Source organism: Bacillus cereus (genome assembly GCF_007678085.1).
Taxonomy (GTDB): Bacteria; Bacillota; Bacilli; order Bacillales; family Bacillaceae_G; genus Bacillus_A; species Bacillus_A cereus_BE.
This window is the reverse complement of the sequence record NZ_VEDW01000002.1, coordinates 1-20,359: the sequence shown is the minus strand read 5'-3', so window position 1 is coordinate 20,359 and position 20,359 is coordinate 1. Positions and strand designations below refer to the sequence as shown.

Below are 20,359 nucleotides of genomic sequence, written 5' to 3'. Positions count from 1 at the left end.
CTTTTTATCGCTAGCTAATTAGTTTTTTGTAACGTTAGCAGCTTGTGGTCCACGGTTACCTTCAACGATTTCGAAAGAAACTTCTTGACCTTCTTCTAAAGTTTTGAATCCGTCACCTTGGATAGCTGAGAAGTGAACGAATACATCGTCTCCACCTTCAACTTCGATGAAACCGAAACCTTTTTCGCTGTTAAACCATTTAACTTTACCTGTTTGCATGTCATGTACCTCCTAAATAAAAATGAAACTATGAATCCACATGAAAAGGTGGATATAAAGGACATGAATGTATAACAAGCTTACAGCCTTTAATTCAACGTGCTTTATTTCCGTACCACATTATGTAGCTCAATAGTGATTTCACTATATCACGCTATATCCAAAACGTCAAATGAGAACACTTTCATTTCATCATTTTTTATCATACTAGTATAACCTTAAATTTTCATTCTATTTTTATTCAAAAATTAACAAAACTATAGTGTTCTAATTCTTGTGATTTCTGTACAATATAATTACTACATACTTATGAGGTGAAGAGAATGCAAGCACATGAAATCGAGTATAAGTTATACGGCGATGATATGCAGTTTGTTGAAATTGAGTTAGATCCAGAAGAAAGCGTTATCGCAGAAGCTGGCGCAATGATGATGATGGAAGATCATATCGAAATGGAAACGATTTTCGGTGATGGTTCCGGAACATCTGGAGGTTTATTTGGAAAACTAATGGGCGCTGGTAAACGTCTCGTTACAGGTGAAAGCATGTTTATGACTGTATTTACAAATACAGGTCACGGCAAGCGACACGTATCATTCGCTGCTCCTTATCCTGGTAAAATTGTTCCTGTCGATCTAACAGAATATCAAGGGAAAGTAGTTTGTCAAAAAGACGCGTTTCTTTGTGCCGCAAAAGGCGTTTCTATCGGAATTGAGTTTACGAAAAAAATCGGAACTGGTTTCTTCGGTGGTGAAGGTTTCATCATGCAGAAGCTCGAAGGTGATGGCCTTGCTTTCATGCACGCAGGCGGAACTGTATATAAGCGTGAGTTAAAACCTGGCGAAAAACTCCGCATTGATACAGGTTGTCTCGTTGCCATGACAAAAGACGTTAACTACGATGTCGAGTTCGTTGGAAAAGTAAAAACAGCTCTATTTGGCGGCGAAGGTTTATTCTTCGCAACGTTAGAAGGACCTGGAACAGTTTGGATTCAGTCCTTAACACTTAGCCGCTTAGCAGCACGCCTGGCAAGCCCAGCAGCGCAAAGCAGCGGTGAAGGCAGCGTTTTAGGCGGACTTGGTCGTTTATTAGATGGAAAAGAGTAAACAGTGCCCTTATGGGGCACTGTTTTATTTTGGCATGATTCGTCCATAAGTCACTATAATTTCATCCACTAATTTAGATAAGCGATACAAACTATTTGCCCCCTCCAAAAGAATGAATCAAGTCCCTCACTGCATATATTAAACTATACCTTTTCGTAAGGAGGGTTTTCTTAATGCGTACTCCTTTATCCTTCGATAAAGATACTGCCATACTGTTAGCTTCTTGTTGTGAGCTAACGTATGAACAATATAAACAAAATGGGATTTTCGAAATACCAGATGGTTTTCAATATGTACAAGGCTTTCAAGGAAAAACCATTCAAACGACAGAATGGTTCGGATTCATACTAGAATCTGAGGATACCATTATTGTAGCTTTTCGCGGGACACAAACTGATACAGACTGGATTATCGATTCACTCGTTAATCAAAAACCATATCCATATGCTTTGAACAGCGGAAATGTCCATAACGGCTTTCTTTCCATTTATGAATCTTGCCGAGATTCTATTATGGATATGCTCGTATCACTACCAGCCCATAAAAAACTTCTTGCAACAGGTCATAGCTTAGGCGGTGCGCTCGCCACACTACATATACTCGATGCGCGTATTAACACCGCCTTCGCACAGTACGGTCTTTACACATTCGCCTCTCCAAAAGTGGGCGACATTGCATTTCGTAATTATTATAAACTACAAGTAGCTAGTAGCTTTCGCTTTGTTAATTTATTTGATGTCGTTCCTCTTCTCCCTCCGCGCAATGTCCATTTTAATGAACAAGACTGGGAATATGCACACGTTCATCACAACATGACTTTTACAAAAAACACAAAATCTATTACAAATAATCATGCCATGACAACATACAAAACATGTCTGACTTCTCATTTTTAACCAGGTAATGATTGGAAACCTTATATCCTTATACTATAATAATATATGAAGTTATTTTTGGATGAGGGGACCTTACATGCTAAAATTTATCTTTGCACTTTTTCTCATTGTAATTTTTTCGTTTACAGGTTTCTTTACATTTTCATACTTTGCGACAGGAGAATATGGTGGAACAGGTATCATATATACCGCCATCCCATTTCTTTCTTAAGCAAAAAAAGAAAACCGAGCTTAATGAGATTAAGCTCGGTTTTTCAAGTGATTATATTCTTCTTTTAAAAGTGAATACACTTTCGCATCTCTATACGTTTTATTCACTTTTACACTTTGTCTCAATGTACCTTCATATACCATTTTTAACTTTTGCATCACACGTTCAGAAGCTATATTCTCCGCATCACATCTTCCTTCCATACGGTTTATATTCAGCTCCTGAAAGCCTATTTCAATGAGTTCTTCTAAAGCTTCCACAATAAGTCCTTTTCCCCAATACGCCGGGCTAATCACAGCTCCGATCGATGCACTATTATGTGGCATGAGCCATATTCCACACGTTCCAATCACTTTTTGAGTATCCTTCAGCATAATAGACCATATAAGAGCCTTACTTTCTCGTATCGTTGCAAGCATACTTTCTAATAAACTATGTGTTTCCTCTTTCGTTTTATGTACTTCCCTAGGTACATATATAGCTGCCTCTGGATTCGAATACACTTCAAACAAATCATCTACATGCGCATACTGTACCTTCGTTAATAGTAACCTATCTGTTTTTAAATCAAGTTCCTCACACATATCTCTCATACATCATTCACCCCACTTCAACTTCATAAAGAAAAGCCCCTTCAAAAGGGACTTTCACTTAATACTGTGTAACCGCATTACCAATACCCCAAATCTCATTACTATATTGTAAGATCGTTCGATCGCTCGCAAAATGACCAGATTGTGCAATATTTAAAATCGACATTTCTAGCCACTTCGTTCGGTTCTCATAAGCCCTACCAACAGCTTCTTGCCTTTCCGCATATGGACCAAAATCTCGCAGAACGAAATATTCATCATTTTGAATAACGAGAGAATCGTAAATCGCTTCAAATTCAGCTCCCGAATGTGCAAAGAAACCATTCGTTAACTGATCTACTACTTTTTTAATATGCATATTGTGGTGATAATAATCACTTGCACGATATCCACCATTTTGATAGTAATGAAGAACCTCATCGGCTGTTAAACCGAAAATGAAACAGTTATCATCACCGACCCTGTCTTTTATTTCAATATTAGCTCCATCTAACGTGCCGAGTGTGATCGCACCATTCATCATAAATTTCATATTACCTGTTCCTGATGCTTCTTTACTCGCAGTTGAAATTTGTTCACTTACATCGGCCGCTGGGAATATATCTTCCGCTACAGACACTCGATAGTTTTCTAGAAAGATAACTTTCATATATTGGCTTACGTACGGATCATTATTCACTTTTCTTGCGAGTTCATTAATTAATTTAATAATCTTTTTTGCATAGTAATAGCCAGGTGATGCTTTCGCTCCAAAGATGAAAGTACGCGGATAAAATGTAAAACTAGCATCCTCTTTCAAACGGTTATACAAATATAAAATATGAAGAACGTTTAATAATTGTCGTTTGTAAGCATGCAGTCTTTTTACTTGCACATCAAAAATAGAATTAGGATCAATTGTAATCCCCATTTTATTATGAATACGCTCCGCTAAAATCTCTTTACGCTCTTGTTTTACCTCTGCAAACTTCTCTTGAAAACTCGGATCGTATTGAACTAATTGTAGCTCTTGAAGCTTAATCGGTTCTTTCTTCCACTCTGTTCCAATCGCCTCTGAAATAAGGTTTGTCAGCTGTGGATTCGCCTTCATTAACCAGCGTCTATGAGCGATTCCATTCGTTTTATTATTAAACTTATCTGGATAAAACTCATAAAACAATCGCATTTCACGTTGCTTTAAAATTTCCGTATGAATTTTCGCTACACCATTTACGCTATGGCTACCGACAATTGCTAAATGAGCCATTTTCACAAGATCATGCGCAATAATCGCCATCTCTTCAATACGATGCCATTCATACGGATAACGTTCCCAAAGTTCGTGACAGAAACGTTCATTAATCTCTTCAATAATCATATAGATTCTCGGTAATAACGGTTTAAAAATGTGAATTGGCCACTTCTCAAGTGCTTCTGATAACGTCGTATGATTCGTATAAGAAATCGTTTGTGTCGTTATGTTCCAAGCTTCTTCCCATGCTAGTTTTTCTTCATCTAATAAAATACGCATCAGTTCGGGAATCGCCAAAACTGGATGTGTATCATTTATATGAATCGCAATTTTCTCATGTAATTGGCGAAGGTCACCATATCTTTCTCTATGCATACGAACGATATTTTGCAAACTTGCTGATACGAGGAAATACTGTTGTTTCAAACGAAGTATTTTCCCCTCATCATGCGTATCATCTGGATATAAAAACTCCGATACTGCCTCTGTTTCACGCTTATATTTCAAAATATCTTTGCAATTTTGCGGGAAAGGAACCGGTTCAGCATTCCAAAGTCTAAGTGTATTTACGGTACTTGTCTCATAACCTACTACTGGAACGTCATATGGTACTGCCATGATCACTTCTGCATTCGTATGCCTGAACTCTAAACGCCCATCAATGTATAGTGGTTCAACATTGCCGAAATAACTTACTTCTACAGCTTGATCATGCCTTCTTACTTCCCATACGTTTTCATGAAGAAGCCACTGTTCTGGAAATTCAACTTGATAACCATCAACAATCTTTTGATCAAATAAGCCGTGTTTGTAACGAATTCCACAGCCATGACCTGGTAAGTTTAAAGATGCAAGTGAATCAAGGAAACAGGCTGCTAATCGTCCAAGTCCACCATTTCCAAGACCTGCATCTGCTTCCACCTCTTCTAATTCTTGCAACGAAATCCCAAGCTCAGAAAGTCCTTGCTCACATACATCCCTGATGCCTAAATTTAATATGTTACTTCCAAGCAAACGCCCAAGTAAAAACTCAATGGATAAGTAATACATTTGCTTTCGCTCTCCAGACCGATAGCTTTCATTCGTTGCAATCCATTGACTATTCATATACTCACGTACCATGTACCCAAGCGTATTGTATTGATCACGAGTTGTAGAATCTTTGAAACTTTTACCATACATCGTCTCTAACTTTTCTAGAAAAGCTGATTTGAAACTTTCAACATGAGTAAACATTTCTTCACCACCTACATGTTATTCCATGAGACTTTTATACAATTTCTTATAAGCAAGAGCTGACTTCTCCCAGCTGTAATCTTCCGTCATCGCTTGTTTTACAAGCTGCTCCCATACCGGTTTATCATGATAAAATTCAATTGCACGAAGAACCGTGTACAACATGTCATGTGCATTAAAGTTCGTGAAACTGAAACCATTTCCTTCTCCAGTTTCTTCGTCATAAGATTGTACAGTATCATTTAATCCGCCTGTCTCTCTTACAATCGGAATTGTACCGTACGCTAATGCGATAAGTTGTCCAAGTCCACACGGTTCAAATAGTGACGGCATTAAGAATAAATCACTTCCCGCATATACTTGGTGAGCTAATTCTTCATTAAAGCCGATATATACTTTTACCTTCTCAGGATACTCGTATGCCATCCACTCAAAAAATTGCTCATATTCCGCATCACCTGATCCTAAAATAATACATTGTACATCTTCCTCCATTATTTCTCGGAATACAGTACGTACTAAATCAAGACCTTTTTGCTTCGTTAATCTCGTTACCATTGAAATAATTGGTGTATCTTCTTTTTCTGGCAAACCAAAATAACGCTGCAAGGCGCGTTTATTTTCATTCTTTTCATATAATGAATCCGCATCGTACTGAGCAGTAATATACGAATCCGTTCCTGGATTATATACGCTCGTATCAATTCCATTTACGATGCCGCTAAGCTTATCATTATATTTTCGTAACAATCCATCTAACTTCTCACCGAAAAACTCATATTGAATTTCTTCTTTGTATGTCGGGCTAACCGCTGTAATTTGATCAGAAGCGATAATTCCACCCTTCATAAAGTTCACATTTCCATAAAACTCTAACTGCTCACTATGGAAATATTCATCACCAAGTTCTAACAAGTCGTACATCACTTCAGGAGGAAATACACCTTGGAACTGCAAGTTATGAATTGTATATACCGTTTTAATATGCTCATATAATGGGTTATCTTGATACTTTTCACGTAGTAAGAAATTCACCATAGCTGTATGCCAATCGTGACTATGAAGAACATCCACTTCGAAATCAAGATGAGGAATACACTCTAAAACTGCTTTCGAAAAATAAGAAAAACGCTCTCCATCATCATAATGACCATACAGAGAATCCCTCTTAAAATAATACTCATTATCTATTAAGTAATACGTAATCCCGTCTTGCTCACCTTTTAAAATTCCGCAATATTGATTTCTCCACCCAAGTGGGACGTTAATTACTTTATGTAACGTACATCCATCCCTTAATTTTTGCGGAATAAGACTATAATTCGGGAGTATAATGCGAACGTCCACACCTAATTTTTTTAGCTCTTTTGGGAGCGCACCTGCTACATCAGCTAAGCCTCCCGATTTAACAAATGGTACACATTCTGATACTGCAAATAAAATATTCACTTGTTGTCCCACTGCACGAAAAGCTTATACTACTTCCCTTGCAGCTTCCTCCCTTCGAGTTTTCATTTGAATGAATGCTTTAATCAGTGGAGGAAAACCCCCACTGATTCTTTTAGGAATAACTATTAATCGTACTGTTTTGAACGCTTCCTTTTTCAATAACGTATGGCTCATCGGCGTTTCCTTTTAGCACAACACCATCACCAATTTTTACATCTTTATCAATAATAACACCGTCTATTATACAGTTATCTCCAATTTGGCTCTTTTGCATAATAATGCTATTACGAACAATTGAACCTTTCCCAATTTTAACAGAACGGGAGACAACACTATTTTCTACTTCACCTTCAATAATACTGCCGTTTGCAATCATCGTATTTTTCACAGCTGCACCCTTTAAGTAGCGAGTTGGTGGTTCATCTTTTACTTTCGTAAAGATCGGTGCTTCTTTCTTAAATAGTTGCTTCCAAATAGCAGGCTGCAAAATTTCTAAGCTATGTTTATAGTAACTTTCAATCGAATCAATAATCGCTACATATCCTGTATGCTCATACGTAGCAATATGCAGTGATTTTCCGCGCTTTTCTCTTACTACATCGAATAAGCTATATTGCTCCACATCTTTATATGACTCGAATAAATCTAACAGTAATTGTTTCTTTAACACGTATGTTTGAAGCGAAACCCCTTCATGGCAAACTTCAGTAATATCAGCTGCCGTATGTATATGTCGCTCTAACACCGCCTGGAAGTTTAATGCTGTTACGAGATGGCTATTCGTAATAACAACGTATTCTTCTCTAGCTCTTAGAAAATAATCAATATGTCTTCTAAAATGTGCAAAAGACCCAAATTCATCTTGGTCACATTGGCAATTTGGTGGGAATAAAAACAATCCGTCTCTTTTTCTATCTAAATCCCACTGTTTTCCTGAACCAACATGGTCCATTAACGAACGGTTTTTATGACTTGTAAAAACCGCTACACTATGAATATTAGAATTCACCATATTTGAAAGCATGAAATCAATGAGTCGATAACGGCCCCCAAACGGTAACGCCGCTAGTGAACGATGCCCTGTTACTTTCTTTAAGGAAGGAAAACTTCCCGTTGCATTAATAATCCCTAACATTTTTTCTCCCATTCATTTCATCCCCCTTTTCTATTTTCCTTCAGCAATGAGTACTACATCGTCAACATTTTTTTCTGGACGAATAATTGTTCCATCTTCAATAACCATTTCCGATCCAACAATCGCTCTCTCAATTACAACATTTTTACCAATCTTCGCTCCTGGCATAACGACAGAATCAATAACCATACTACCTTCTTCCACCGTCACCCCTTGGAATAATACAGAATGCTTCACGTCCCCTTCAATGACGCATCCTTCATTAATAAGCGATTCTTCTACCTTTGCCTTTTCTGCAATATATTGAGGCGGTTCGTTTGGATTCACAGAATAAATACGCCAATTACGATCGTTTAAATTCAGTGATGTTTCATCACGTAGTAAATCCATATTCGCTTCCCATAAGCTCTTCACCGTTCCAACATCTTTCCAATACCCTTCAAACGGATACGCCATTAACTTCTTCCCTTCATCCAATAAAAGCGGAAGTACGTCTTTTCCGAAATCATTACTAGATTCAGGGTTTCTTGCATCCATTTCTAAATACTCTTTCAAAATAGCCCAGTTAAAAATGTAAATTCCCATTGAGGCAAGATTACTTCTTGGAAATTGCGGTTTCTCCTCAAATTCAACAATCTCCATCTCTTCGTTCGTATTCATAATACCGAAACGGCTCGCTTCATCCCACGGTACTTCAATAACTGAAATCGAAACGTCCGATTCTTTCTCTATATGGTAATCTAGCATTTTACTGTAATCCATTTTATAAATATGGTCGCCTGATAAAATAAGAACGTACTCTGGTTCGTACTGACTTAAATAGTTTAAGTTTTGATAAATGGCACTTGCCGTACCTGTGTACCACTTCACACCTGAAGACTCCGCATAAGGAGGTAATACTGTGACTCCACCGCTTACCCGGTCTAAATCCCACGCATTTCCAATTCCGATATAATTATGAAGTTCAAGCGGTTGATATTGCGTTAAAATCCCAACCGTTTCAATACCAGAATTCGCACAGTTACTTAGCGTAAAATCAATAATGCGATATTTACCACCAAACGGAACAGCTGGCTTGGCTAAATTTTTTGTTAATGCACTTAATCGACTACCTTTTCCCCCTGCTAGTAACATTGCTACGCACTTTTGTTTTTGAGCCATCTTGTTTTTTGCTCCCCTTTCTCGTCTTCACTGGTCGTAATATGGATACGCCAAATGGTGGAATTGTAATTTCTACATGTGCTGGTTGATTATGATACGGTTCTTGAATCGCCTTAAGGCGTTTCTTATTTACTTGCCCTGATCCGCCATATTGCTCAGCATCACTATTTAAAATCTCGTTATAATACTCGAAATCTGGTACACCTACTTTATAGTTTTCATATGTAGCTTTCGTAAAATTACATACGACAACTAACGCATCTTCTTGTTTATCCCCTTGGCGAATAAACGAGAAAATACTTTGCTCATGATTATTAGCATCTATCCACTGAAATCCTTCAGGCGAATGATCAAGCTGCCAAAGCGGTTTGGAGCGCTTATACAATGCTATGAGCTCTTTAAAGTAATCATGCATATAACGATGCATTTCAAAATCATGTAAATTCCAATCTAAATCTTCAAGGTCTTTCCACTCATCAAACTGCCCAAATTCTCCTCCCATGAAAAGTAATTTCTTTCCTGGGTGAGTAAAGAAATATCCATATAATAAACGAAGTTGAGCAAACTTATCCCAGTACTCTCCTGGCATTTTATTTAATAACGATTTCTTCCCATGAACGACTTCATCATGAGAAAGCGGTAATATGAAATTTTCAGAGTAAGCATATACTAAAGAGAACGTCATTTTCTCATGAATATACTTCCTGTACTCAGGCGCACACTCCATATATTTCAGCACATCATTCATCCAACCCATATTCCATTTGTAATTGAATCCAAGCCCACCTTCATACGTTGGGGCTGTTACAAGTGGCCAAGCCGTTGAATCTTCTGCTGTCATAAGAAAATCTTCATCTTCTGCAAACACCGCTTCATTTAACTCTCGTAAAAATGAAACAGCGTGCTCATTACTTTGCTCTTGCCCTTCTTTATTCCAATACAACATGTTCGCAACTGCATCCACCCTGAAACCATCAATATGGAAATATCTCATCCAAAATAACGCATTTGAAATTAAGAAATTACGTACTTCCCTCTTTCCTAAATCAAAATTGACAGTTCCCCATACCGGATTTTCTTGCACATCTTTATCTTTATATTCATAAGTCGGTGTCCCATCAAACAAATATAAACCGTGAGCATCTTTACAAAAATGCCCCGGCACCCAATCTAAAATGACACCGATTCCATATTTATGACATTCATCGACAAAATGCATCAAATCATGTGGCGTGCCGAATCTACTCGTTGCTGCATAATATCCCGTCCCTTGGTATCCCCAAGAACGATCATATGGATGCTCAACAAGCGGCATAATTTCAATATGTGTAAATTGATGTTCTACCACATAAGGAATGAGTTCTTCTGCCATTTCCCTGTAAGAATACAGTGTTCCATCTTCTTTCTTTTTCCAAGAACCGAAATGTAATTCATAAACCGTCATCGCTTCTTTATAAACTGATTTTTTCTTTTTCTTACGACTCCAGTTTTTATCATTCCATTCGTATCCCTTTATATCAAAAACTACAGATGCCGTATTCGGTCTTACTTCTGCATACACAGCATACGGATCCGCCTTAAAAATGACGTCACCAGCCATCGTTTCAATCGCATATTTGTATATTTCCCTTTCTTCAATATGCGGTATAAACAAGGACCAGATTCCTTCTTCTGTCACTTGTAGCATCTTATGTTGCTCATAATCCCATTCATTAAAATCTCCAACAACACTCATTGCTTTCGCATGAGGAGCCCATACTGTAAATCGTACACCTCGCATCTCATCTTCCGTCACAACATGTGCACCAAAGATGTTATAACTGTCATAGTACTTTTCTGTATGAAACTCATCTCGTTTCACTTCTTCACAATTTATTACACTCAATATGCTCACCTCACTAAGATGACAGAATTTTTTATACTTTACCAATTCTGCGAAAAACTGAAATATCCTTGTTATTTTTAAAAAAATATTCGTTTTTTTCTTTAATTCCGCTTGAAATATTCAAATTTACTGTGTAAAATATCGAATTTTGACGAATATTCATTGCAAACGCTTCATTTCTTCTTACCATTTCTCTGCTTTCCTTATTGCTCAATATTTATTTTATTGGATTCTTTCTGTTTTTCACCCTATTTTCCACTTAAAATACAACCAAAATAATCTGTCATAAAATAATGTTTCTCAACATTTTTCGTCACAATTGTATTGAAATGGAAAATTCATAAGCATATACTTGTTCTCAATAAAGAACAGCGAACCTTCGCAAATATAATTCATACTGAAACACTATGTTTACTCTATCCATACTCCAGGCGAAAGTTTGATAAAAAATTAAATTAGGGGGCTTTCTTATGTCATTAAAACAAAAAGTTGGAATGGGAGTTGTCACAGCTTCACTTGGCTTATCCCTTACATTCGGCGGTGTATTCGCCTATTTCAGTGATTCTGAAACATCTAGTAACTCATTTCAAGCTGGTACACTAGATCTTTCTATTAACCCGAGTGTAATTGTTAATGTGAAAGATTTAAAACCAGGTGATTTAATTGAAAAAAATTTCAAGCTTGAAAATAAAGGAACATTGGATATTGCAAAAGTAGCACTTGAAACATCCTATGAAGTTACAGATGCAAAGAAAAATAATAATGGTGAAGATTTAGGCGATCACATCATCGTCAAATTTTTAGTGAATGGTGGAACTCCATCGAATCCAAACGATGATCATGAAATTTTGTGGGAAACAAAACTATCAGAATTAAAAACTATGAAACCTGAAGATGTAGCTACTTCTCTAGAACGTCATAACTTAATAGATGGTATTAAATCTGGTGAAACAGATTCCTTACACGTGCTCTTCTCTTTTGAAGACAACGACCAAGATCAAAATAAATTCCAGGGTGATTCCTTACAGCTAAACTGGACATTCCATGCAGAGCAAACACCTGGTGTGGAGAAATAATTTTAAAATATAAATTATCGGAGGCTTATACATGAAAAAGAAAAATCGTTTTGTTACCGGAATTGTAACGGCTGGCGTTCTATTTTCAACTGCCCTTCCGTTCAATGTGCTTGCTGAAAATCCTATTAACCAAATTGACTCTTCAAACGCCCAGTCTTTACTATCCAAACTTTCTAAAGAACAGCGTCAGGCATTACAAACGTTAGATGCAAACCCTGGTTTTACTATTTCACCAGATATTAATACGAGTAGTGCCGAACCAGTAAATATCATTGTAGAATTTCAAACTGCTCCAGTAAAGATTAATGAATTAAAACAAAAAGAAAAAGGATTACAAGCTGCTCCTGAAAATATAAAAGCACGTATTGATCAAGAACATGAGGAATTTCAAAAAGGACTAAAACGTCTGTATCAATTCAGTCCATCAGTAAAGTCAGGGAATTTCCAATCTGTACAAATTAAACGTTCTTATAAACATGCGATAAATGGCGTTGCGCTAACATTACCTGCAAATACAGTTGAAGAATTGTTACGAATTGGCGTTGTAAAACGTATTTGGAAAGATTACGAAGTGAAATTAAATTTACCAAAACAAGCAGAGCAGAAAGCACCTCAAAAACTAACAGATAGCATTCCGCAAATTGGAGTAGATAAGTTACATAGCGAGGGCATTACCGGAAAAGGAATTAAAGTTGGTGTATTAGATACAGGTATTGATTACAACCATCCTGACTTAAAAGACGTGTATAAAGGCTATCGCGCAAAAGCAGGTGAAGATTCTAGTAAGATAGACCCAAATTCCGTAAAAGGTTGGGACTTTATTAATAACGATGCAGATCCGATGGAAACAACTTATACAGAGTGGCAACAATCTGGCGCTCCTGAATTTGATGATCGCGGTTCTTCCTTCTACACTGCGCATGGTACTCACGTAGCAGGTATCGTTTCTGCTCAAAAGAAAAACAAATCAGATTCCGCAGTAAAAGGTGTTGCACCTGACATTGAACTATATAACTATCGTGTACTCGGTCCTTATGGAAGCGGAGATAGTTCTGGTATTATCGCTGCAATCGATAAATCTATTTCTGACGGTATGAACGTCATTAACTTATCGTTAGGTGACGATAGTAACAATCCTCTTGATCCAACGTCTATCGCTGTCAATAACGCGATGCTTTCGGGCGTTGTTACAGTTGTTGCTGCTGGTAACTCTGGTCCAAATCCAGCGACACTTGGATCACCAGGTGCTTCTCCATTTGCTATTACAGTTGGAGCAAGTGATAGCTCTATTTCCTTACCAAAACTATCAGGTCATACTGGACAATTACAATTCCCTAACCTAATTTTATTCGGCAAAAACTTCACTGATAAAATAGAAGATTTCAAAGAACAATCTCTCCCTATTGAATCTGTAGGAATCGGCACTCCTGACGAGTTTAGTAAAAAAGATGTAAAAGGAAAGATCGCTCTCATTGCGCGCGGCACAATCTCATTTGATGAAAAGATTGCGAATGCGAAACAAGCTGGTGCAAAGGCAGTTATTATTTATAACAATGCGGATGGGGAAATTTCTTACTACATTGGCGAAAGCACAAAATACATTCCTGCATTTCGCCTAACGAAAGAAGACGGTGAAAAACTAAAAGCTCAAATTGAACAAGGTAACACCTCCTTTACTTTTGGTGAAATTAGTTACATTCAAACAGAAGGCGATCATCTTGCAGACTTTAGCTCACGTGGTCCTGTCACATCAAATGATGATATTAAACCTGATATTACAGCGCCTGGTGTTGCTGTACTTTCAACAGTACCTGAGTATATTAACGACCCGCAAGAGGGCGAAAACTACGATGTTTCCTATGAACGTATGCAAGGAACATCCATGGCATCTCCTCATATCGCTGGCGTTGCTGCTCTTATTCTGCAAGAACACCCAGAATACTCTCCATTCGATGTAAAAACGTCTCTTATGAACACGGCTGACGATTTAAAAGAAAAGTATTCCGTATATGAAGTTGGAGCTGGGCGAGTAGATGCTTATAACTCTGTTCACACGGAAACAAGTTTTAAAGTGTTAGATACAACAAAAACAATTGTAAATGATGAAGTGATTGAAGTACCGGAAGAAACTGGATCCATTGCATTCGGTAAATACTATCAAAAAGACGGGGAATCAATTGAACAAAAACGAAAAATTAAAATTGAAAATCGTAATAAACAAGATAAGAAAGAATTTACAACAGAAATTTCTTATACACCAGCATCTTCTGCTATTAACGATGCTACCGCAAACGGTGTAAAAGTTTCTACTGCTGAAACAATTACGATTGATGCTGGTAAATCAGATGAAATTGAAGCAAAAATTAATATTCCAGCTGGTGCAAAGCAAGGCCGATATGAAGGATATATTCATATTACAAACACGAAAAATAAAGAAGAAACGTATCAAATTCCGTTCTCTATTCGTGTATCAGAGCCTGGTATTGAAAATGCACTGTTATCAAGAAAAACAATCTCAACTGATACATCTAAATTCAATCCATACCGTGAATCGTATTTGCACGGGGCATTCCAATTAAACAGCGAACTGGAGACGTTAGACCTTATCGTGAAAGATTCGAAAACAAATCAAGCACTCGGCTTCATCGGAACGTTAAACACGAGTGGACTAAAAACGGACGTGTATTACTACTTAGATTCATTCTTTAACGGCAGAGTATATCCTTTTACAAATGATCCTGCAAAACCAATTGGTGATGAGAAAATCGACTTACCAGAAGGTGATTACACAATTGAGTTTGTTGGCTATGATAAAGCGGGAAAAGCACGTGTGAAAGGTGATTATGTCGTAATTGATAATACACCGCCAGAAGTGAAATTAACTGGATTACAGCCTGGTATTTATGAATTAAATGAAGAAAACTATACAGTAGAAGACGGTAAAAAAGCACTATGGATTAAAGGAAATGTATATGATTCTAACGTTGACTACTTAAAAGGAAAAGGATTTAACATTACGCAAGAAGCGAACGGTGTTATGTACTATGATTATTCTCCATACTTGCATAAGTTTTTGCCTATTAATGCAAATGGTGACTTTAAAGTTGGCATTACTCCTGAATCCTTTAAGGTGGAAGGCCCAATGAATACAGGCTTATATATTTTCGATTATGCAACTGCAGGTCCTGACTACCCGAGCGGTGTAAATAACTATTGGTTTATCCCGCAAGGTTCTCAATATGCGAAAGCTAGTTATGATAAAAAAGAATTATATAAAGATGATGAATTTACTGTGACGCTAAACGCGAAACATGTGAAACAATTTGTATCTGGAGAATTTAACGTAAACTTCCTAGAGAAAAACTTCAAATTTGCAAATGCGAAATTGAATCCTGCTTTTGAAAAGCTCCTTTCTGAAAAAGGGGTAACGGCAAAAGTGAATGAACCGAAATTAGAAGAAGGTTCTGTCATAGTAGGCGGAGCTATCGATGACAAAAACTTTGCTGGGTTAGATGGTGATTTCCCGTTCATTGATGTAACTTTCAAAGTAGTAAATGATGAATTTTATGAAGCAAATGCTCAATTAGATTTATCAGTGTTTGCTTACTGGAAACAAGGTGAATCAGAGCCAAACAGAATGCGTGTACTGCAAGATCAAACATTCTCAGTTATGTCTTTAAACTCACTAGTAGAAGGAAATATTAAACCTGGTGCATTCTTAAATGAACGTGGTTATTTAGATGAGAAATTCGATTATACAAAGCTTGGTGTAAAAGTATATGCAACAGATTCTTACCGTCATAAGTTTGAAGGCTCACTTGATAAATACGGTTCCTTTAAACTAAATGGACTTCCTGTTAATAAACGCGACTACAACTTATACGTAGAAGTTCCAGGGCATTTAACAAGCCGACTAACAACGAAATTAGGTACTGAGAAAGATGGTAAGCTACTTGGCCAATATTATTATGCACGCTTTGATGAAAACCTTGCAGGTGATGTAAATGGAGATAAAGTAATTGATATTAAAGATGCAGAAATTATCGCCAGCAACTATGGTAAAAAAGGACTACCTGTGAAAGACGGTGACCTTAACAAAGATGGCATTATCGACGAAAAAGATATTCGCTTCGTTGAAAAGAATTTCTTGAAAAAAGGACCGGATGCATCTAAATCACAAACACCTGTTGAAAAATCAAAAAGCGGTACACTAGCAGATATTTTAAAGAAATTAGGATTAACACCTAAAAAATGATAATAATAAAGAGCACTCTATATAAAGTAGAGTGCTCTTTTCTATAAACGACCCTTATCCAGCAAAAGGGGTATATTGGGGATATACAAGGGAAACCGGAAAAGGAATTTATATTAAATTATATAAAAACTCAGAGGTAGGAAGCAGTTGCCCGCCTCTGAATTATTTAGCAATTATTATAGTACTGGTGCCATTGTTTCTTTTAATACTTTTACAGAATGAGCGAATTTCACTTTTTCTTCTTCATTTAGCTCAAGTTCTACGATTTCACGTACACCTTGGCGGTTAATAACAGCCGGAACACCTACGTAAGCATCTTTCTCACCATACTGACCTTCAAGGTATGCAGATACAGTTAATACGCTGTTCTCATTGCTTAAGATTGCTTTAGTTACACGAAGTAGTGACATACCGATTCCGTAGTAAGTTGCGCCTTTACGCTCGATAATATGGTAAGCTGCATCACGTACATTTTCGAAGATTTTATCTAAGTCCTCTTGTTTGTACTGCTCGTTGTTAGCTAAGATTGTTTCTAGTTTTTGTACACCTACAGTAGCGTGGCTCCATACTGGAAGTTCAGTGTCACCGTGCTCACCAACGATGTAAGCATGAACGTTACGTGGATCTACATCTAAGTAGTCACCTAACATGTAACGGAAACGAGCAGAGTCTAAAGTAGTACCAGAACCGATTACGCGCTCTTTTGGTAAACCTGATTCTTTCCAAGTTACATAAGTTAAAATATCAACTGGGTTAGTTGCGATTAAGAAGATTCCATCGAATCCGTTATCCATAATACCGCGAACGATTTGTTTAAAGATCTTTGTATTTTTCTCAACTAAGTCTAAACGAGTTTCACCTGGCTTTTGTGGTAATCCAGCTGTGATAACAACTAAATCTGCATCTTTACAATCTGCATAGCTACCGCTCCAAACTTTTGTTGCTGCTGGAGAGAACGGTACCGCATGGCTTAAGTCCATTGCTTCTCCTTCTGCTTTTGCTTCATTAACATCTACTAGTACGAATTCTTCAGCTACACCTTGGTTGATCATTGAGTAAGCGTAACTACAACCTACAGCTCCTGTTCCTACTAATACTACACGATTGATACCTTTTTTCATGTTAATTTCCCCTCTCTATTGTTCACATATATTTTTTTATGATTGTTTAAGTAATTAATTAAAATACTAATTTAATGTTGTTTAACTTCTTTACATTCATATTGTAGCACGTATTATTGTGAATTACTTCACAAATTATGACCTAATTGTGAACTTTTTCACATAGAGTGTAAAGTTATTAAATCAAGTATGAAATCAATCTCAATGAAGGCGTTTTCTTTAGATTGTGAAAAGGTTTTTTCGGTAAGTGAAATTATATCGGCGGTTTTCGCAATATATCAACCGCAACTCCAAATATATCAGCGATTTTTGCAATATATCGACTTACCAACAAAACTCGACAATGATAGCAGCATAAAAACGCCACCATTTCTGTATACTTCTACAAAAAGAATAGCGTCTTTTGATTATATAGATACAAATTTCTCTTAGCTGGATAGCGATATTTTTTCCATACACGTCAAATTAACATACCATCACTTATTAACAGTCAATAGACATGGGAGCCTAACAAGTCTCTTCAATTATTGTAGCAACACAGTCGTTTTCAAATCTTCAGCACCTCCATTTTTTAATGTAGCATTTAGACCACTAAGATACGTAGGTCCAATTGTTAAGGATTTTGGAGGATTATCCATTGGTGGAAGAGCTAAAACAATATGGTGTCCGTATAGTCCCGTGCTACCAACTTGCAAGCTGACTCCTTCGTAGATTTTTCCTTTATCATCAGTGACAGTATAATCGAGTGCTGGCCAGCTATCATTAGCTTCCATTTCTTTTGGATAATCAAAGGTCAAATCAATCCTCGTTGAAAGTGACGAAAAGGTTACTTGATCTACTGTTAATGCATACAGATTATCTTTCGTTAATGTTTTTATATTAGGAGTGAATTTAAGAATCTCACTTTCAACTTTTGTAAGAGGAAATGCTACGTTCCATGTTCCTGTTTGTCCAAATAAATCTTTCCCATGGACGGAAACATCAATTTTATCACCAAATTCACCGTAATTAGCCAGAGTAAATTCATGCTGCTCAATAATAGTGTTTTGTCCTTTTGACTTCTGTGAAGTAGAACCAATTGCAGCTCTGACTTCTTTCCCATTAATGGTTACATAACTAAATCCAGCTTTCTCTTCATTACTTTTGGAAATAGGGTTTTCTCCTTTGTATTCCACGGTGAGCACTAAACGTCCACCATCGTAAACAGCCTCTTTCACATTCATCGTTAAACCACTATGGTTATCTTGTCTCTCAATTGATGTAGCAAGCTCATCCTTTTCAATTTTATCAGAAGCAATATCATTAAATTGTGCATAAATGGAGCCTATAACTGGAACACTCGATAATGTCTTTGCCATAGTAGGAGAAATGAATCCAGAACCTAAGAGAGAAACACATATTCCACAAGCAACAAGAGTAGAATACTTGATTGTTTTTTTTCTACGGTATTGATTTTTCTTAGCTTGAAGCATGGCTGTTTTTTCTCTTTGAATTAACCTATCTTCTGGTATAGGAATATCATTGATATGGTGATTAAATTCTTCTTTATTCATAACTATATCCCTCCTTTAAAATGGGGCGTAAGGCTTGCTTTGCTCGATGTAATTGAGATTTTACGGTTCCTTCTGGAGAATTAAGAATCTCAGCAATTTCCTTAATAGATAAATCGTGATAATACCTTAATACAATAATAGTTTTGTAAGTAGGATCTAAGAAATTAAATGCCTCGATTAAATCCAACGATTGCTCTAATTCATTCATGCTCTCTTCTGTACATAAATTAGAAAATATTTCATCATTTGCAACAAATTGTCTAGAGGATTTTCTTACAAAATCAATGGATTTAAAAACAAGAATTTTAGTAATCCAACTTTGAAATTTCTCCGGCTTTTTTAACTTTCTCAATGAAAGATATGCTTCATAAATTGTTTCTTGGTATATATCCAGTGCATCTTGTTCATTTCTTACATAAGAATAGGCTGTTCGATATAGTTTTGGGCGAACAAAAGTAATAAGTTGTTCAAATGCTTGATCATTTCCTCTTGTTGCTTGTTTGACTAGATAAGCTATGTCCATTTTTATTTCTTCCTCCCTTTACTAATATAGTCGAATGAGAGAATAAAAAGGTTGCAAAAATAAGTGTATATATATAAATCTCCTACAACTTATTGCAATGATTACTATCAAGCACTAAAGCCACAAGAAATCCATAAAAAAAGCAGACTATCCAAAGTCCACTTTTACACAACAAAAAAGAGATAGCAGATTATGCTATCTCTTTTAGTATGACCCGTACGGGATTCGAACCCGTGTTACCGCCGTGAAAGGGCGGTGTCTTAACCACTTGACCAACGGGCCAATTACTGGCAGAGAAGAAGGGATTCGAACCCTCGCACCGCGTTAGCGATCTACTCCCTTAGCAGGGGAGCCCCTTGAGCCACTTGGGTACTTCTCTATATGGCTCCGCAGGTAGGACTCGAACCTACGACCGATCGGTTAACAGCCGATAGCTCTACCACTGAGCTACTGCGGAACAATTATGGTGGGCCTAAATGGACTCGAACCATCGACCTCACGCTTATCAGGCGTGCGCTCTAACCAGCTGAGCTATAGGCCCATAATTGAAAAGCGGGTGAAGAGAATCGAACTCTCGACCAGAGCTTGGAAGGCTCTTGTTTTACCACTAAACTACACCCGCATTAAATTGTAAATGGTGAGCCATGAAGGATTCGAACCTTCGACCCTCTGATTAAAAGTCAGATGCTCTACCAACTGAGCTAATGGC

15 protein-coding genes and 5 tRNA genes are annotated in these 20,359 nt (G+C 37.1%); 5 read left to right on the top strand and 15 right to left on the bottom strand.

Annotated features, from left to right (window positions below; all coding sequences use genetic code 11):
• Positions 1 to 18: 18 nt before the first annotated feature.
• The gene (gene cspD / locus FS742_RS09135) at positions 19 to 219 is read right to left on the bottom strand and encodes a cold-shock protein CspD (protein ID WP_001193054.1); all 201 of its coding nucleotides are present in this window, start codon (positions 217 to 219) and stop codon (positions 19 to 21) included.
• Positions 220 to 542: 323 nt separating this feature from the next.
• On the opposite strand from cspD, the gene FS742_RS09130 reads away from it, so the two are divergent.
• The 3 genes from FS742_RS09130 to FS742_RS27990 all read left to right on the top strand — a co-directional run bounded on the left by FS742_RS09130 (position 543) and on the right by FS742_RS27990 (position 2,432).
• Complete coding sequence (locus tag FS742_RS09130) at positions 543 to 1,325, top strand: TIGR00266 family protein (protein ID WP_144612098.1); 783 nt, start codon at positions 543 to 545, stop codon at positions 1,323 to 1,325.
• A gap of 173 nt (positions 1,326 to 1,498) precedes the next feature.
• Positions 1,499 to 2,221 (top strand): lipase family protein, encoded by a 723-nt coding sequence (locus tag FS742_RS09125; protein WP_048529676.1) that lies wholly within the window; start codon positions 1,499 to 1,501, stop codon positions 2,219 to 2,221.
• A gap of 76 nt (positions 2,222 to 2,297) precedes the next feature.
• Positions 2,298 to 2,432, top strand: coding sequence for a hypothetical protein (locus FS742_RS27990; protein WP_080117823.1), 135 nt, complete (start codon positions 2,298 to 2,300; stop codon positions 2,430 to 2,432).
• A 29-nt stretch (positions 2,433 to 2,461) separates the two neighbouring features.
• On the opposite strand, the gene FS742_RS09120 is transcribed toward FS742_RS27990, so the two are convergent.
• The 6 genes from FS742_RS09120 to glgB all read right to left on the bottom strand — a co-directional run bounded on the left by FS742_RS09120 (position 2,462) and on the right by glgB (position 11,122).
• Entirely contained in the window at positions 2,462 to 3,025 is a 564-nt protein-coding gene (locus FS742_RS09120) for a GNAT family N-acetyltransferase (protein WP_144612097.1), read from the bottom strand.
• Between the two features lie 58 nt (positions 3,026 to 3,083).
• Positions 3,084 to 5,492: a glycogen phosphorylase gene (gene glgP, locus FS742_RS09115; protein ID WP_144612096.1), complete on the bottom strand. Its 2,409-nt coding sequence runs from the start codon at positions 5,490 to 5,492 to the stop codon at positions 3,084 to 3,086.
• Positions 5,493 to 5,510: 18 nt separating this feature from the next.
• Entirely contained in the window at positions 5,511 to 6,941 is a 1,431-nt protein-coding gene (glgA, locus tag FS742_RS09110; protein ID WP_144612095.1) for a glycogen synthase GlgA, read from the bottom strand.
• A gap of 112 nt (positions 6,942 to 7,053) precedes the next feature.
• Complete coding sequence (gene glgD / locus FS742_RS09105) at positions 7,054 to 8,088, bottom strand: glucose-1-phosphate adenylyltransferase subunit GlgD (protein ID WP_144612094.1); 1,035 nt, start codon at positions 8,086 to 8,088, stop codon at positions 7,054 to 7,056.
• 18 nt (positions 8,089 to 8,106) lie between these two features.
• On the bottom strand, positions 8,107 to 9,237 hold the full coding sequence (glgC, locus tag FS742_RS09100) for a glucose-1-phosphate adenylyltransferase (protein WP_144612093.1): 1,131 nt from the start codon (positions 9,235 to 9,237) through the stop codon (positions 8,107 to 8,109).
• Positions 9,185 to 11,122, bottom strand: coding sequence for a 1,4-alpha-glucan branching protein GlgB (gene glgB, locus FS742_RS09095; protein WP_144612092.1), 1,938 nt, complete (start codon positions 11,120 to 11,122; stop codon positions 9,185 to 9,187). Before glgB ends, glgC begins: the two co-directional genes overlap by 53 nt.
• A 470-nt stretch (positions 11,123 to 11,592) precedes the next feature.
• Here glgB and FS742_RS09090 point away from each other — a divergent pair, with 470 nt between their 5' ends.
• Together FS742_RS09090 and FS742_RS09085 are read left to right on the top strand one after the other, a co-directional pair.
• A complete protein-coding gene (locus FS742_RS09090) occupies positions 11,593 to 12,198 on the top strand; it encodes a CalY family protein (protein WP_144612091.1) in 606 nt (201 codons plus the stop codon).
• Between the two features lie 31 nt (positions 12,199 to 12,229).
• Positions 12,230 to 16,453 carry a S8 family serine peptidase gene (locus FS742_RS09085; RefSeq protein ID WP_144612090.1) on the top strand — a complete coding sequence of 1,408 codons (4,224 nt, stop codon included), beginning with the start codon at positions 12,230 to 12,232 and terminating at the stop codon, positions 16,451 to 16,453.
• Between the two features lie 176 nt (positions 16,454 to 16,629).
• Here the strand turns inward: FS742_RS09085 and FS742_RS09075 are convergent, their stop codons facing one another.
• From FS742_RS09075 to FS742_RS09040, 8 genes are all read right to left on the bottom strand, one after another.
• Positions 16,630 to 17,574, bottom strand: coding sequence for an L-lactate dehydrogenase (locus FS742_RS09075; protein ID WP_144612089.1), 945 nt, complete (start codon positions 17,572 to 17,574; stop codon positions 16,630 to 16,632).
• A gap of 524 nt (positions 17,575 to 18,098) precedes the next feature.
• The gene (locus tag FS742_RS09070; RefSeq protein WP_144612088.1) at positions 18,099 to 19,127 is read right to left on the bottom strand and encodes a DUF4179 domain-containing protein; all 1,029 of its coding nucleotides are present in this window, start codon (positions 19,125 to 19,127) and stop codon (positions 18,099 to 18,101) included.
• Positions 19,120 to 19,650 carry a sigma-70 family RNA polymerase sigma factor gene (locus tag FS742_RS09065; protein WP_144612087.1) on the bottom strand — a complete coding sequence of 177 codons (531 nt, stop codon included), beginning with the start codon at positions 19,648 to 19,650 and terminating at the stop codon, positions 19,120 to 19,122. Before FS742_RS09065 ends, FS742_RS09070 begins: the two co-directional genes overlap by 8 nt.
• A gap of 210 nt (positions 19,651 to 19,860) precedes the next feature.
• Positions 19,861 to 19,932 (bottom strand) — tRNA-Glu (locus FS742_RS09060).
• A 6-nt stretch (positions 19,933 to 19,938) separates the two neighbouring features.
• A tRNA-Ser gene (locus FS742_RS09055) sits at positions 19,939 to 20,029 on the bottom strand.
• Positions 20,030 to 20,032: 3 nt separating this feature from the next.
• Positions 20,033 to 20,107 (bottom strand) — tRNA-Asn (locus FS742_RS09050).
• Between the two features lie 7 nt (positions 20,108 to 20,114).
• Positions 20,115 to 20,191 (bottom strand) — tRNA-Ile (locus FS742_RS09045).
• 10 nt (positions 20,192 to 20,201) lie between these two features.
• Positions 20,202 to 20,272: transfer RNA gene (locus FS742_RS09040), tRNA-Gly, on the bottom strand.
• Between the last annotated feature and the right edge of the window lie 87 nt (positions 20,273 to 20,359).

Bases quoted from the DNA above. Each gene is read 5' to 3' on its own strand.
- FS742_RS09130 (WP_144612098.1), top strand. From the start codon at position 543: ATGCAAGCACATGAAATCGAGTATAAGTTATACGGCGATGATATGCAG.
- FS742_RS09065 (WP_144612087.1), bottom strand. From the start codon at position 19,650: ATGGACATAGCTTATCTAGTCAAACAAGCAACAAGAGGAAATGATCAA.
- glgP (WP_144612096.1), bottom strand. From the start codon at position 5,492: ATGTTTACTCATGTTGAAAGTTTCAAATCAGCTTTTCTAGAAAAGTTA.
- FS742_RS09125 (WP_048529676.1), top strand. From the start codon at position 1,499: ATGCGTACTCCTTTATCCTTCGATAAAGATACTGCCATACTGTTAGCT.
- FS742_RS09070 (WP_144612088.1), bottom strand. From the start codon at position 19,127: ATGAATAAAGAAGAATTTAATCACCATATCAATGATATTCCTATACCA.
- FS742_RS09090 (WP_144612091.1), top strand. From the start codon at position 11,593: ATGTCATTAAAACAAAAAGTTGGAATGGGAGTTGTCACAGCTTCACTT.
- cspD (WP_001193054.1), bottom strand. From the start codon at position 219: ATGCAAACAGGTAAAGTTAAATGGTTTAACAGCGAAAAAGGTTTCGGT.
- FS742_RS09085 (WP_144612090.1), top strand. From the start codon at position 12,230: ATGAAAAAGAAAAATCGTTTTGTTACCGGAATTGTAACGGCTGGCGTT.
- FS742_RS27990 (WP_080117823.1), top strand. From the start codon at position 2,298: ATGCTAAAATTTATCTTTGCACTTTTTCTCATTGTAATTTTTTCGTTT.
- FS742_RS09120 (WP_144612097.1), bottom strand. From the start codon at position 3,025: ATGAGAGATATGTGTGAGGAACTTGATTTAAAAACAGATAGGTTACTA.
- glgD (WP_144612094.1), bottom strand. From the start codon at position 8,088: ATGGGAGAAAAAATGTTAGGGATTATTAATGCAACGGGAAGTTTTCCT.
- glgC (WP_144612093.1), bottom strand. From the start codon at position 9,237: ATGGCTCAAAAACAAAAGTGCGTAGCAATGTTACTAGCAGGGGGAAAA.
- FS742_RS09075 (WP_144612089.1), bottom strand. From the start codon at position 17,574: ATGAAAAAAGGTATCAATCGTGTAGTATTAGTAGGAACAGGAGCTGTA.